General features: G+C 41.8%; 14 protein-coding genes and 1 riboswitch. Of the genes, 5 read left to right on the top strand and 9 right to left on the bottom strand.

Going from position 1 to position 13,685, the window contains the following annotated elements; all coding sequences use genetic code 11:
• The first annotated feature begins 127 nt into the window (after positions 1 to 127).
• On the top strand, positions 128 to 448 hold the full coding sequence (locus MHB66_RS02475; RefSeq protein ID WP_034283964.1) for a thioredoxin family protein: 321 nt from the start codon (positions 128 to 130) through the stop codon (positions 446 to 448).
• A gap of 315 nt (positions 449 to 763) precedes the next feature.
• A complete protein-coding gene (gene fbpB / locus MHB66_RS02470; protein WP_065215285.1) occupies positions 764 to 913 on the top strand; it encodes a Fur-regulated basic protein FbpB in 150 nt (49 codons plus the stop codon).
• 97 nt (positions 914 to 1,010) lie between these two features.
• On the opposite strand, the gene MHB66_RS02465 is transcribed toward fbpB, so the two are convergent.
• The 8 genes from MHB66_RS02465 to MHB66_RS02430 form a co-directional block, all read right to left on the bottom strand.
• Positions 1,011 to 1,346, bottom strand: a complete 336-nt coding sequence (locus MHB66_RS02465) for a hypothetical protein (RefSeq protein WP_017366657.1) — start codon at positions 1,344 to 1,346, stop codon at positions 1,011 to 1,013.
• Positions 1,347 to 1,463: 117 nt separating this feature from the next.
• A complete protein-coding gene (locus MHB66_RS02460) occupies positions 1,464 to 2,231 on the bottom strand; it encodes an ABC transporter permease (RefSeq protein WP_041116743.1) in 768 nt (255 codons plus the stop codon).
• The gene (locus tag MHB66_RS02455; RefSeq protein ID WP_046313956.1) at positions 2,224 to 3,135 is read right to left on the bottom strand and encodes an ABC transporter ATP-binding protein; all 912 of its coding nucleotides are present in this window, start codon (positions 3,133 to 3,135) and stop codon (positions 2,224 to 2,226) included. Before MHB66_RS02455 ends, MHB66_RS02460 begins: the two co-directional genes overlap by 8 nt.
• Positions 3,136 to 3,262: 127 nt before the next feature.
• Entirely contained in the window at positions 3,263 to 4,504 is a 1,242-nt protein-coding gene (locus MHB66_RS02450) for a dicarboxylate/amino acid:cation symporter (RefSeq protein ID WP_034283966.1), read from the bottom strand.
• A gap of 76 nt (positions 4,505 to 4,580) precedes the next feature.
• A riboswitch (cyclic di-AMP (ydaO/yuaA leader) is annotated at positions 4,581 to 4,714 on the bottom strand.
• Between the two features lie 63 nt (positions 4,715 to 4,777).
• The gene (locus tag MHB66_RS02445) at positions 4,778 to 5,800 is read right to left on the bottom strand and encodes an AI-2E family transporter (RefSeq protein WP_024425375.1); all 1,023 of its coding nucleotides are present in this window, start codon (positions 5,798 to 5,800) and stop codon (positions 4,778 to 4,780) included.
• A 197-nt stretch (positions 5,801 to 5,997) separates the two neighbouring features.
• Positions 5,998 to 7,266, bottom strand: a complete 1,269-nt coding sequence (dctP, locus tag MHB66_RS02440; protein WP_041107478.1) for a C4-dicarboxylate transporter DctP — start codon at positions 7,264 to 7,266, stop codon at positions 5,998 to 6,000.
• Positions 7,267 to 7,390: 124 nt separating this feature from the next.
• Positions 7,391 to 8,074: a response regulator gene (locus tag MHB66_RS02435; protein ID WP_034283970.1), complete on the bottom strand. Its 684-nt coding sequence runs from the start codon at positions 8,072 to 8,074 to the stop codon at positions 7,391 to 7,393.
• Positions 8,071 to 9,675 carry a sensor histidine kinase gene (locus MHB66_RS02430; protein ID WP_170825884.1) on the bottom strand — a complete coding sequence of 535 codons (1,605 nt, stop codon included), beginning with the start codon at positions 9,673 to 9,675 and terminating at the stop codon, positions 8,071 to 8,073. Before MHB66_RS02430 ends, MHB66_RS02435 begins: the two co-directional genes overlap by 4 nt.
• 82 nt (positions 9,676 to 9,757) lie before the next feature.
• Here MHB66_RS02430 and MHB66_RS02425 point away from each other — a divergent pair, with 82 nt between their 5' ends.
• On the top strand, positions 9,758 to 10,855 hold the full coding sequence (locus tag MHB66_RS02425; protein ID WP_041116739.1) for a DctP family TRAP transporter solute-binding subunit: 1,098 nt from the start codon (positions 9,758 to 9,760) through the stop codon (positions 10,853 to 10,855).
• Between the two features lie 25 nt (positions 10,856 to 10,880).
• Here MHB66_RS02425 and MHB66_RS02420 read toward each other — a convergent pair whose 3' ends face one another.
• Positions 10,881 to 11,711: an EcsC family protein gene (locus MHB66_RS02420; RefSeq protein WP_034283975.1), complete on the bottom strand. Its 831-nt coding sequence runs from the start codon at positions 11,709 to 11,711 to the stop codon at positions 10,881 to 10,883.
• A gap of 155 nt (positions 11,712 to 11,866) precedes the next feature.
• On the opposite strand from MHB66_RS02420, the gene MHB66_RS02415 reads away from it, so the two are divergent.
• Together MHB66_RS02415 and MHB66_RS02410 are read left to right on the top strand one after the other, a co-directional pair.
• Positions 11,867 to 12,127 (top strand): GlsB/YeaQ/YmgE family stress response membrane protein, encoded by a 261-nt coding sequence (locus MHB66_RS02415; protein ID WP_024427360.1) that lies wholly within the window; start codon positions 11,867 to 11,869, stop codon positions 12,125 to 12,127.
• 221 nt (positions 12,128 to 12,348) lie between these two features.
• Positions 12,349 to 13,623: an Nramp family divalent metal transporter gene (locus tag MHB66_RS02410; RefSeq protein ID WP_046313953.1), complete on the top strand. Its 1,275-nt coding sequence runs from the start codon at positions 12,349 to 12,351 to the stop codon at positions 13,621 to 13,623.
• Positions 13,624 to 13,685 lie beyond the last annotated feature (62 nt).

The raw sequence follows: 13,685 nt of genomic DNA, 5'->3' as shown, positions 1-13,685 counted from the left end.
GCTCTAATTAATTTTTGTTGTTACGTAATTGAAATGATTTGTAAAGGTTGTAAGCGCCTCCCGAGCATTTGTATGTCATTCGCCTTTATTTTATATTAAAATGACAATGAAAAGGAGTTGTGACAAATTGAAAAAAATCACAAGTACTGAACAATTCAATGAAATGATTCAATCAGACAAAGAAGTCATCGTTAAATTCTTTGCAACATGGTGTCCTGACTGTACAAGAATGGACATGTTCATTCCAGACATCCTAGAAGCTTATGCTCACCATGAATGGTTTGAAATAAATAAAGATGATTTCCCTGAATTAGCTGAAACTTATCAGGTAATGGGCATTCCAAGCCTGTTAATTTTCAAAAATGGTGAAAAAACAGGTCATTTACACAGTGCAAATGCAAAATCGCCTGAAGAAGTGACAGAATTTCTTCAAGAGCACGTTTCTTAATTGATGAAACGAAGGACATCAGCAAACTCTTGCTGATGTCTTTTTTCTTTTTAAATCTCTTCATAAGACGAGCTGCACAGCCAAAACGTTTCAAATTGATGTTTCACTTACGACAAGTCACGACAACATTATTTCCTGGGAAAGAATGCAGCGTCGAACCAGCTTGGAATATGTCGGTTACGTGAATTTTCTGAATTGAATCTTTACTTCTGACATTTGTCTTTGTATAATGGAATTACTAATTGAAAATGATTATCAATTTCATCTATATGAAATCCTATAGACGTCCATTCTTATTAAGGAGCGATGAGTCACATGTCTAAGAAGAAAATTAAAACCTACCAGCAATTGATTGAAGAGAACAAAAAGGCCATCATGCGCGATCCTCAAATGATGGAAAGTATTTACGAAACCATCGACAAAAAACACCAGAAGCAGCTTGCAGCTGCTGGGCGTGAATCATAACTATGAGAGGAGCAGTCATCACTGACTGCTCTTTTGTCTGCTTCAACAAAATAAAAAAGCCGATAAAATCTGTTATTCGATTTTATCGGCTTTTGTTTTAATGTGATTTCGCTACACGGTCCTGCTTCATACCTAAATAAATGAGCATATATGTGAGATAACCCATTGTCATCGTTAAACCACCGAAGAAAAATTGAGAAAAGACAGGTTCCTCAAATGTCGTGACGGCAGCAAGAACGATCCAGCTCGCATATAAATAGACCATGAACCATTTCATATTTCTTTTAAGTGTATACAGAAAGAAAAGACCCGCTAACGAAAAAATCCCCAGCGCTAGTCTGAAATAAACAAGATGATCAAATTGGAAGGCAAAAGACACAAACGAAAACGACAGCAGCAGCAAAATTGGTAAAGCCGTAATGAAATTTTTCACGATAGTGCCACCTCCATGACTCCCTCTTATTATAAGACAAAATCAGCCGGTTATCGTGAAATACAGACTCGTTTTCACAAAGATGTCACGAATTTTTCTTGTTATTTGACACAATTTTTACACATTTACATCACGTTTCCAAAAAAGAATCCAAGCCGATCCAATAAAGAAAACAAAATGCGCCCCTACTATAAATAGAGAAAACAAAATGCTCATCCCATGAAAAGGCGGCGGTCCTTGAAAGCTGTACTGAGTAAAGTCCGTATTGGCGAAAAGGAGTATTTTCCCCCACTGATTTTCTAAGAGAGACATGATCGGCACAAGTGATTTCGCCGCATATAAAACAAAAAACGAGGTCACAAGGGCAACAAGACTGTTTCTAAACAAACTGGAACACATAAAAGCAAAGCTTGCCATCATGATCACTTCCACCCACTGAGATCCAATGACGGCAAACGTATGCTGAAATAATTGCCCTGTTCTTTCATCAAAATCAGTACCGAAGAAAATAAGACCAAATAGAAAAGCCAAAACATAATAAAAAACAAACAAATAAATGACTGTCAGCACAAGTGTGATGTATTTTGACAGAAAAATGTGCAGTCTTGTTTTTGGCCGGATCAATAGAAACTTGATCGTCCTTTTCTGAAACTCTGTTGAGATCAAGGTCGCGCCAATAACAACAGCAAGCACCTGCAAAATAAACACGACGTTCGTGGAATAAGCAAAATAGTTCGCGACTGTGTCTTGTCCGCCAAAGCTTGATATGACTCGTTTTAAGGTTAGAGCCATGGCCAGTTGAAATACAACGATCAATAAAAGAGCAATGAGTGTGATCTTTTTCTTCATGATTTTCTTATGCTCATTCTTGATGAGGTTAAGCATCTGTCGTCCCGCCTTCCGTCCATTTCATAAATGCCTCTTCAATTGACTGCTTTTGAGGCATCAATTCAAGTACATCAAACCCCGCCAGCACAAGCTGTTTGTTCAGCTCTGGCACACGTTCTTTGTTCAGTTGAAGCAGTACACGCGCTCCATTTCGTTCATATGTATAGTCGTGTGCGTCAAGCCATGAGACCGCCTTTTCTACTGGCTGAATATTCATCAGCACCTGCTCTTTCCCCTCCATATCCCGGAGATGAGTACTAGCTTTGATCTGTCCCTTTTGAATGATAATCATTCGGTCACATAGCTCCTCTACCTCATGCAATAAATGCGTCGCAAATAACACCGAGGTTCCTTCTTCCTTTACAAGCATTTGTAAGTGCTCCCGGAATTCCTTCATTCCTGCAGGGTCCAGTCCATTTGTCGGTTCGTCTAAAATGAGCAGGTTCGGCCGATGCAAAATAGCTTGTGCAATCCCAAGCCTTTGTTTCATCCCTAGTGAATACGTCTTGACCTTCTGATGAATGGCATCCTCCAGACGAACTCTTTCCACCACTTCCTGAATGCGTTCCTCCGTCACGCCATCGTGCATCGCTGCATACATTTCAAGGTTTTCAAAGCCTGTTAAATACGAATAAAATTCTGGGTTTTCTATGATCGCACCAACAGATGACATCGCTTTAAGAAAATCCTCATCTTGTGAATATCCATTGATCATGATGTTGCCATTGTTTTTTTTCATCAAGCCAACGATCAATCGAATCAAAGTTGTTTTTCCAGACCCATTGGGACCAAGTAATCCGACAATTTCTCCTTGCCCAATGTCTATAGAAATATCCTGCAAGATCATTTTCCGGCCAATTAGTTTATCGACTTTCTCTACTTTTAAAACAGCAGACTGCAAAGTGGTTCCTCCTTCTGATGTAAAGCCTGTGGCGGCAGTTATGACCGCTCATCCTGTAAAAAGTATATCACGCGAGACAAATCAATCCATGAAAAAAAGGACTGATCCAGTCAGCCCTTCTTGCTTATTACAGTGATAAGTTAGGTGTCGGCGCTTCTTTTTCGTGCTTCTTTTCGGTTTCAGAAACAATCACCGCACATGCTGCGTCACCTGTAATATTAACTACGGTTCTTGCCATATCTAATAAGCGGTCTATACCAAGGATCAGCGCTATTCCCTCAACAGGAAGATTCACGGAATTTAACACCATGGCCAGCATGATGAGCCCTACCCCTGGGACACCTGCTGTACCGATACTTGCTAAAACAGCTGTTAAGACAACCGTCAGCATTTGAACAAGCGTCAGTTCAACCCCATACACTTGAGCGATAAAAATGGTCGCAACACCTTGCATAATGGCTGTGCCATCCATATTAATGGTTGCACCCAGCGGCTGCACAAAGCTTGAAATCGGCTCTGGCACCTTTAAACGCTTTTGCGCTGTTTCCATTGATACCGGCAGCACTGCGTTACTGCTTGATGTACTAAATGCAACAACCATCGCTGGTGAAAATCCCTTAAAGAATGCCATTGGATTTCGTTTAGCTAAGATAGCAATGGTTGATCCATATGTCAGGAAGAAATGCAGGATAAGCGCAATTAACACGACCGAGAAGTAAAGTCCCATCGCTTTCATGGCATCCAGCCCCTGACTGCCGATTGCCGTTGCAATCAAACCGAATGTCCCGTACGGTGCAAATTTCATCACAACACCGACAAGATACATCATTAATTCATTTCCTTGTTCAAACAGCTTCAGCAAGCCTTCCGTTTTTTTACCAAGCATGGCTATGCCAAGACCTAAAAATACACAGAAGACGATAATTTGAAGCATGTCTCCTTCAACTAACGATTGGACTGGATTGGTTGGAATGATGTTGAGTAGTGTGTCTGCCATTGATGGGGCTTCCTCTGCGGAATAATCAGCCGCTTTTGTATCAAAATTGCCGAAGGCTCCCGGCTTGATCAATAAGGCTAATGAGATGCCAATGATGATGGCAAAAGTCGTAGTGAGCAGGAAATAAGTAATGGTTTTTGCGCCGATTCTGCCTAGCTTCTTCGGATCACCAAGGCCTGCTACACCGAGCGTGATCGAAAAGAATACAATGGGCACAACCAGCATTTTAATCAGGTTTAAGAAGATTTGACCTAGTGGTGTAAATAAATAAGGGTCTAACACTTTGAATACATCTGGAGCAAAAAGGTTGAGCAGCAATCCTGTGATTGCACCTACAAACAAGGCAATAATAATTTTCGTCGCCAGCTTCAATAAAATCTCCCCTTCCTCGTCAAAAAGCCCACGAGAGAGTCTTCTCGTGGGCCTGCGTGTCCATACATGTACCACTGTCTACTCTCTTCACGCTGATGAGGTTAGCTGACGGGTTAGGACGAAGAGATGTCCTTTTTTCTCAGATAAGAAAAATTCACCCCAAAAACATGGGTCCCCCATTCCTTTAGAAGGATTAAGCGTGTGGTAATATGATATTTTCATACCATTTATACCTTATTTTTAGAAAATTGTAAACAGGTTCATATGAACTTTTTAATTACTTTCTTCCCTATTTGTCACTTCAAGGATATCTAAAATAAACACAAAGATTGGGATACCGATAATAAGTCCCCAAATGCCAATATAGTGTTCAGAGAAGATCAGCACAATAAACGTGAAGAAAATAGGGAGCTCTGTTTTAGCTGACATGAGCTTCGGATTCAAGAAGTATGCTTCAATGGCATGGATAATGACAATCACCAGCACAATATACAGGACATACATTCCGCCTCCGAGTGTATACGCAATGATGCTGAGTGGAATAAGAGAGATCACTACACCCGCTACTGGGATTAAGCCTAGCAAAAAGACCATGACCGCTAATCCAAATAACTGCGGGAAACCCATAATGCCTAACGCGATGGTCGTTAGCACACAATTAACGGTTGCAATAATAAACTGAGCTTCAAGTACTTTTCCAAACGTTCGGGAAAATTTACGTCCAAAGAAGGCAATTTCATGATAGAACACGGAGATTTTACTCGTTTTGAACTTGTTCATGAATTGAATGAGGCGTTCTTTTTCGAACAGGAAGAACATGCTTAATATTAAGGACATAATGACCTGGATACTGAATGTACTGAAATCGGTTATGTATGTATAGAGGAAATTAAACCCTTTCTCAAAGAAAGCTGATATTTTGAAATCTCCGAATACGTTCGTGATGACGTCAAAGAAGGGTAAATCTTGTGGATGATCTGCAATTTTCTTTCCTAAATGAAATAGCTGCTCTACCTGTTTGGCGATGATTGGCACAAAAACAAATCCGCCAAATGTCAATCCGCCAGCCAGAAGAATATACAAAATGGTAATGACCGATTTCTGTCCTATTTTCAGGAAGCGATTTAAAAAGCCTCTAATGACCTCTTCCAACCGATTCATCAAAAAGGTGAAAATGAAGGTCAAAAGAATTAAATTCATCATTCCTCTTAATAGATATAATGCTGTGGCTAATACTACAAATACTGAAAACCGCTTAACACCGGGTTTTTCGAACAATTTTAAAAATGCCGTCATTACGTTACACACCTGCCAGGACTAAAGTCTATTTTTCATCGTATCTGATATACATTATATCGGATCTTTCTGTAAATTATATAATAAAAGGTCAAAGAGGTCTTACGATTTGTATTAATTTTATTGTTTTTTCTTTTTTACACAAAAAAACCGAACCCATGTAGAACATAAGGTTTCGGTTTTTGGTTGTTTTTATACTAAACAGCCTGCTTCATATTCCGCATTTCCTGAAGTGCTGTTTTGCTCTTCGCTTCGTCAAATTCACCTTCACTCTTCGCGACAACAATTGTTGCGATTCCATTTCCAATGAGGTTTGTAATCGCTCTTCCTTCACTCATGAAGCGGTCAACCCCAAGCAGCAGTGCTAGACCCTCTAACGGAATGACCTGTAGTGCCGCAAGAGTAGATGCAAGCACGATAAATCCGCTTCCTGTCACCCCAGCAGCTCCCTTTGATGTAAGCATCAGAACAAGGATAATAGTGATCTGCTGACCGATCGACAGGTCTACACCAAACACTTGTGCCAAGAAGACGACTGCCATTGATAAATAGATTGAAGTTCCGTCTAGGTTAAAGGAATAACCTGTTGGAATGACAAGACCGACAACAGACTTAGAGCACCCGTAGCGTTCCATTTTATCCATCATTCTTGGCAGCACGGATTCTGAAGAACTTGTGCCAAGTACAATTAAAATTTCATCCTTGATAAACCGCAGATAACCGAGCAGGCTGAAGCCATACATTTTACAAATGATGTTCAGTACAACGAAAATGAACAAGAACATGGTCATATAAACGGAGAGCATCAGACTCGCCAGCGGTTTAATCGATGCCAAACCAAAGTGTCCGATCGTATAAGCCATTGCCCCAAACGCACCGAGCGGCGCAGCACGCATGATATATCCAATGATTTTAAAGAAAACGAGTGACAGCTTATCGAGCCATTCAATGATTCCTTTGCCCTTCTCGCCAAGTGCAGCAAGCGCAACACCGAATAAAATAGAGAAGAATAAGACCTGTAAAATATCACCTTTTGCAAAAGCATCAACCATGTTAGATGGCACGATATGTGTGACAAATTCCATCCAGTCGATACCCTGTCCGCCATTTTGGGTATATTGTGAGACATCCCCTTTTTCAAGCTTGCTATAGTCAAGACCTGCACCTGGCTTCATGATATTCACAACAAAAAGACCGATGACCAGAGCAAGTGTCGTGACGACTTCAAAATAAATAAATGCTTTTCCCCCAACTTTTCCAACCTTTTTCATATCACCCATCTTGGCAATACCAAGAACAATGGTTAAGAAAATAATTGGTGCAATGACCATTTTAACGGCATTGATAAAGGTGTCACCAAGCGGCTTCATTTCTTTTCCGACGTTTGGCCAAACCATCCCGACAATGATCCCGATGATGACAGCTGCAATCACCTGAAATGTCAGGTTCTTCAAAAGCCTCTTCATAAAAAATCAACTCCCTCACCCTTTGATGTAAACGCTTAACTGTTATCTGTAGATAAATGATAGCGATTTCATCAAAGGCTGTGAAGCTTATGGACATATCGTACATTTTGGTCTTTTTGGTCTCTTAGTCAGAATGTACGATATATTTATTCACAGGCCGTCCAATCCCCCCATATTGCATATCTAATTTCAGCTCGCCTTCTTTGACGAGGAAGTCTAAATACCGGCGTGCCGTGACACGGGCTATGCCAAGTGCATTAGCAACTTCCTCTGCAGACTGGGCGCCTTCCTGCAAGCCCATATAAGCTTTAATTTCGTTCATCGTATGCACATTCAGCCCTTTAGGAAGCCAAGTATCTTCCTGCTTAACAGCAGGCTTTCGTATGATATCATCGAGCATCTCCTGAGAAAATTCTGCTGCGGTTTGGATTTTTGATTTAAACGCCTTATAGCTTTCAAGTGATTCTTTCATTCGTTCAAATTTGAATGGTTTAATAATATAATCCCGCGCACCATTTTGAAGCATGATGCCGATGGTCTCTTTGTCCTTCGCTGCTGAAATGACAATCACATCCACTTTCATCTTCTGTTTTCTGATGTCTTGCAGCGTTTTGACGCCATCCTTTTTTGGCATATATACATCAAGTACCACGAGGTCTGGACGAATCTCTTTGATCAGCTGGATGCCCTGCTCCCCATTTCCAGCGACGGCTGCTACTTGAAAGCCAGGAACACTCATAATGAACTCTTTATTCACTTCTTGCACCATCGGGTCATCTTCAATTAACAGCACCTTAATCTGAGTCATCTGTCTCTCTCCTCTATGGTCATTGGGAATTCGATTGAGAAGGTGGTACCAATGCCGATGCTTGATGTGACCTCTACACTTCCCATCCCTTTGTCGATAATCGTTTTTACAATATACAGGCCATAGCCTGTTCCGCCCTCTTTGCCATGTGTGAAGCCTTTATCGAAAATAGAAGGAATCATTTCTTCTTCGATCCCGGAGCCATTGTCTTCAATTAAAATCGCGAGGACATCCTCCGTTTGATCGATACTAATGGAAATGACTTTTGTGTCTCTTTCTACAGTATCATACGAAGCAAAGGCGTTCTCAATGAGATTTCCGAGCAGCTTCGTCATATCATGCTGATCAAGCCGTTCAGGGAAATCACGCAGACAGCTATGTTCATCTACTTCGACCATGATGCCAAGCTCCTTGCCCCTTCTGATTTTGCTCATCAATAACCCTGAGACAGCATCATGCTCTATGACGCGGTGAAGAAAGTCCGTCACATGTTCCTGCTCCTCTGTCGTTTGAAAGGCCAGATCGAGCGCCTGATCGGCTTTACCCAGCTGAATCAGACCGGCAATCGTATGAAGCTTATTCATATGCTCATGGTTTTGCACCCGCAAACCGTCCACAAAGTTCTTAACCCCTGTGAGCTCCTCCGCCAATTTTGCCGCTTCCGTCCGGTCCTGAAAAATGGCAACTGCTCCGATGATTTTCTTTTTCATCACAATCGGAATCCGGCTGCTCATGATCCGCTTTCCGCTCATATGAATTTCTTCATTGTAGACGGGTTCTGCGCGATCGATAATTTCAGGAAGTCTTGTATCAGACAGCACATCCCAAATATTCCGGCCCACGACATCACCCGTCACGCCAAAAATCTGCTTCGCCTTCTCATTAAAAATGGTAATCATGTGCTGATTATCAATGGCGATAACCCCTTCATTAATAGAGTGAAAGGTTGCAGTGCGTTCCTCTAGCATTCTGACAATCTCATGCGGCTCCAGCTTAAACATTTGCTGTTTAATATGACGGGCGAGTAAAAATGAACCCACAAGCCCAAAGCTGAGCGTCAAGAGGAGGATCATGAGGATATCGCGCTTCATTTCTCCTAATATATCTGCCATACTTGGCAGAGTTCTTCCTACAAGCACAACCCCTGTTTGATTAAATTGATCATCCTTGACTGGATAAAAAGCTCTGATGGCTGTTCCAAGCTCTCCCTCTGCTTCTGAGAAATAAATATGCTCTGCAAAAGCCGGCTCTTCATCAGTTCCTTCTGAGCGCTGGCCAATCCTCGTTTTCACTGGATGCGTTAATCTCACATGATCCATATCCATCACGACAATGTAGTCAGCGTCTTGAATAATCCGAATCTCTTCGATCGCATGCTGTAATCGATCACGTTCCTTTGTCTGATCAGCTAACGTCTGCTTCACCTCATTCATTTCAGCCACAGTTCTCGCCGTGTTCATGAGTCTTTTTCGAAGCTCCCGTTCCTCTGTTTGCTGAATTCCCCCAACAAGGACAATTCCTCCGATTAAAAGGGCGAAAATGACAACGAAATATGTGAGGATGGTAAGCTTCCATCTAATAGATAATTGTTGTAATTTCAATCGATTTCTCATCATTTTTTCACCTGTATCTTTACGAATTCTTCCTCTGTCAAGTATGCTTGACATAAGGGGGATCTGACGCATGAAGAATTTACTCGCTTATACACTTTTGCTCATGATCGGTTTTGTAACCGCTTTATACTTTGGTTTTTATCATATGATGCCAAAATCAGCGACAACCTTTGATGATGAACAGACAGGACTGAAGGACCAGCTTGTGTTCAAATTCAGCCATGTCGTGGCAGACAATACACCCAAAGGACTTGCCGCAAAGAAATTTGCTGAGCTCGTGCACGAAAAATCCGATGGAAAGATCAGCATTCAAATTTTCTCCAACGGAAGCCTTTATTCTGATATTGAAGAAATTAATGCACTCAAAGAGAATCAAGTTCAATTTATCGCTCCGTCTACCTCGAAGCTCGGCATGCTGTCTCCTGAGTGGCTGGCACTTGATCTTCCCTTTGCTTTTTCAAATTACAGCGCGGTTCAAGAAGGCCTGCACGGTGCAATTGGACAAAGGTTGTTTGGCACGCTGCAAAAAGATGGATTAAAGGGAATGGCTTATTGGACAAATGGCTTTAAGCAAATTACCTCTAATAAAGGACCCATCAAACAGCCGGCTGATTTAAAAAACCAGTCTCTCCGCATTATGCAAAGCGACATGATTGAAAAACAATTCAAACTCCTTGGCGCAAAGCCCTATCAGGAATCATTTAATTCAACGTTTCAGCTATTAGAAACCAAAAAAGTAGACGGTGAAGAAAATACCATTTCAAATATTTATTCAAAAAAATTCTATCATATACAAGACTATATGACGATCAGCAATCACGGGTATTTAGGCTATGTGGTCTTAACAGATCAATCCTTCTTTGACCGCCAGACACCCGAAACGAAACGAATTTTACTTGAAGCCATGGAAGAAACAACGGCTTGGAATGAAAAGCATGCAGAACAGATGAACAAAGATCAGCTGGAGGACATTAAACGTGAATCGCCGATTGCCATTCATGAATTGACGCCAGCAGAAAGACAAAAATGGATGAAAGCCCTTGATCCTTTGTATGATGAAGCCGAAAAAACGATCGGCTCTACCCTCATCAAACAGATCCGCGAACTGCGTGCACGTTATGAACACTCACCTATTCATGCTTTTCAGGAAGAGGATGAGAGCAAATAAAAAATCCCTTTGATAAGGGATTTTTTTATGCGCCGGACTCACTCTGTTCTTGCTGCGTGAGCTCTTCTAATCTTGTTAAAATTCTTCGTTTTCGGTATTGCATCATGCCTGTTTCGGCAATTCCTTTTAATTGTGAGCGGTTCGAAACGGCACCAAACAAAATCCCAGCAATGGGCACAAGCTGAAACAGTTTCTTCCAGCCAAACGAATCCCGGTAATTATAGACGACCTCACGCCACCCTTGGATTTGAGAAATCATGTTTTCATGCTTCCCTTCGGATGCATGATAGCTTTTCAGCTCTTTTAGAATCGATTTCTTTCCAACGACATCAGCAGAGTTCAGCTGCAAGCATTTAATGATGAAGACCCGCTCCTCTTTGTTTTTAGGATCATAGCCATAGGTGACGGCAATATCCTGCAATGTTTTCAGAGAGAGGCCCAGGACCGCAGGAATATCAGCAGCTAGCGTAAACATTCCGCCGACACCAGTTGTCGCACCTTGTACCGTCGCGAGATTCGTTCTGTTTTTCCCCATATGTTCACTAATGGCATCCATCAATTCGATTGGGGCCTTTCCAATATCCTCTATACGCTGGATGGATTCGCCCTCACACTTCTTTTGAAATTGATGAATGATGCCTTTTTCCGACGTCAAATAGGCACCGCCAGACTGAATGTAATGACCCATTTCATCTAGCAGCACACCGATTTTTTTCTGAATAAAAGCAGGCGTCAGCTTGTCCAGCATTTGAAATGGAAGGCGGCTGAGTTTCTCCCAAAACCATACCTTTTGCTGGTCTTTCTCCCATTTTTCAATCTCCTTTAATTGTGCTTTTAGCCACTCTCTTTCCTCCATGCATATGCCTCCTTAGATGTCGCTGAAGTATTTGTCTGTTATTATACACAATCCTTGTCCATCATACGTATAGAACATTGAAGCGGTTCCGAAAGGTTTTAATCTTTTTCAAAACGGTTATTGCTTAATAAACAAACAAAAGAGGAGTGGTCAACATGTTAGGATTTCTAATTTCATTAGTTGTGGCGATTGTCATCGGTCTCATTGGGAGTGCACTCGCTGGGGGCAGTGTACCAGGAGGATGGATCGGTTCAATGATTGCCGGGTTTGTAGGCGCTTGGATTGGTCATGGATTACTTGGAACGTGGGGTCCTAGTCTGGCAGGCTTTGCGATCATTCCAGCAATCTTAGGAGCAGCGATCTTTGTCATTATTTTAAGCCTGATCTTCCGCAGTGTGGGATCAAGGGTATCTTAAAAAACAAATAACAGAGGAAGCAGTAGGGACACCGTCTAAGAGGCGGTGTTTTTTATGTTGCTCGTTGACAAGGTATCTATTTTTTTCACTTACATATGATAAACAAACCTATTAGTTCAGATAGTTGACTTTTCATGAATATGGGCATATGATGATTAAAAATTGCATCAAGGAAACTTTTTGTGCCCAAGCAAAACTTTGTAGAATCTAGGTGATGACATATGACAAACAAATACATCGAGGCACAGGCACACATGTCAGCGGCAGCTGAGCGTGCACTTGAAGGTAAGGTCAAAGGATTTAGAAGGCTTCTTCCTTTTCTAGGCCCTGCTTTTATCGCTGCCATTGCATATATTGACCCAGGAAATTTTGCCACCAACATTGCGGCTGGCTCTAAATATGGATATCTCCTTTTGTGGGTCATTCTCATATCAAATCTCATGGCTTTGCTCATCCAATCCTTGTCCGCAAAGCTTGGAATAGCGACAGGTAAAAACTTACCTGAAATCGCACGTGAAGAGTTTCCAAAACCCGTCTCCATCGGTTTATGGATTCAGGGCGAACTCGTCATTATTGCCACAGATTTAGCCGAGTTTATCGGGGCTGCACTTGGTTTATACTTGCTTTTTCGGATCCCGCTGCTTGAAGCATCCATTATTGCAGCTATCGGATCATTTGCGATTTTAGAATTGCAAAGACGGGGATATCGCGCATTAGAAGCCGGCATCACTGGCATGCTGTTCGTTGTCGTGATCGCTTTCGCTGTGCAAACCTTTGTCGCCAAGCCTGATATGGCAAGTGTCGCAGGCGGGCTTTTCATTCCAAAATTTGATGGCGCAGATAGTGTACTGCTTGCAGCCGGAATTTTAGGTGCCACTGTGATGCCGCACGCGATCTATTTACATTCAGCATTAACCCAAAGGAGAGTCGTCGGCAGAACGGAAAAGGAGAAAAAACAGATTTTCCGCTTTGAGTTTTTAGATATCCTTATTGCGATGCTAGTCGCTGGAGCCATCAATGCCAGTATGTTGATTGTGGCAGCCGCTTTATTTTATAAAAATGGTCTCTTTGTTGAAGATCTGGATGTTGCGTTCCAGCATTTTAGCACACTCGCAGGTCCATCAGCTATCTTATTTGGTGTAGGACTGCTTGTAGCCGGACTATCAAGCTCTTCTGTCGGTACATTGTCAGGCGATATCATTATGCAGGGTTTTATTCAATACCGGATTCCGCTGTATGTCCGCCGGCTGATTACTATGATTCCCCCTATTGTGATCATTGCATCTGGGGTGAATCCGACATCTGCACTTGTGATGAGCCAGGTGGTCTTATCCTTTGGTATTGCCTTTGCTTTAATTCCGCTCATCTTATTTACAAGTAAAAAACGAATTATGGGCGAATTAACGAATGCCCGCTGGGTAACAGGAATATCTTGGGTGATAGCAGCTCTTGTTGTCGCACTCAATCTCTTTTTAATTGTGGATACGTTTATGTAAAAGACAGTAGTGATGCTGTCTTTTTCTTTTCATATGGTTATGGTAAAATTCCCCTGAGAGGA

The sequence above is a fragment of the Bacillus sp. FSL L8-0167 genome (genome assembly GCF_038630295.1).
GTDB classification, from domain to species: domain Bacteria; phylum Bacillota; class Bacilli; order Bacillales; family Bacillaceae; genus Bacillus; species Bacillus safensis.
This window is presented reverse-complemented; position numbering and strand designations above follow the sequence as displayed.

Excerpts from the sequence above, each read along its gene's own strand:
- MHB66_RS02460 (WP_041116743.1), bottom strand. The coding sequence starts at position 2,231 with ATGCTTAACCTCATCAAGAATGAGCATAAGAAAATCATGAAGAAAAAG.
- fbpB (WP_065215285.1), top strand. The coding sequence starts at position 764 with ATGTCTAAGAAGAAAATTAAAACCTACCAGCAATTGATTGAAGAGAAC.
- MHB66_RS02415 (WP_024427360.1), top strand. The coding sequence starts at position 11,867 with ATGTTAGGATTTCTAATTTCATTAGTTGTGGCGATTGTCATCGGTCTC.
- MHB66_RS02410 (WP_046313953.1), top strand. The coding sequence starts at position 12,349 with ATGACAAACAAATACATCGAGGCACAGGCACACATGTCAGCGGCAGCT.
- MHB66_RS02435 (WP_034283970.1), bottom strand. The coding sequence starts at position 8,074 with ATGACTCAGATTAAGGTGCTGTTAATTGAAGATGACCCGATGGTGCAA.
- MHB66_RS02420 (WP_034283975.1), bottom strand. The coding sequence starts at position 11,711 with ATGGAGGAAAGAGAGTGGCTAAAAGCACAATTAAAGGAGATTGAAAAA.
- MHB66_RS02425 (WP_041116739.1), top strand. The coding sequence starts at position 9,758 with ATGAAGAATTTACTCGCTTATACACTTTTGCTCATGATCGGTTTTGTA.
- dctP (WP_041107478.1), bottom strand. The coding sequence starts at position 7,266 with ATGAAGAGGCTTTTGAAGAACCTGACATTTCAGGTGATTGCAGCTGTC.
- MHB66_RS02445 (WP_024425375.1), bottom strand. The coding sequence starts at position 5,800 with ATGACGGCATTTTTAAAATTGTTCGAAAAACCCGGTGTTAAGCGGTTT.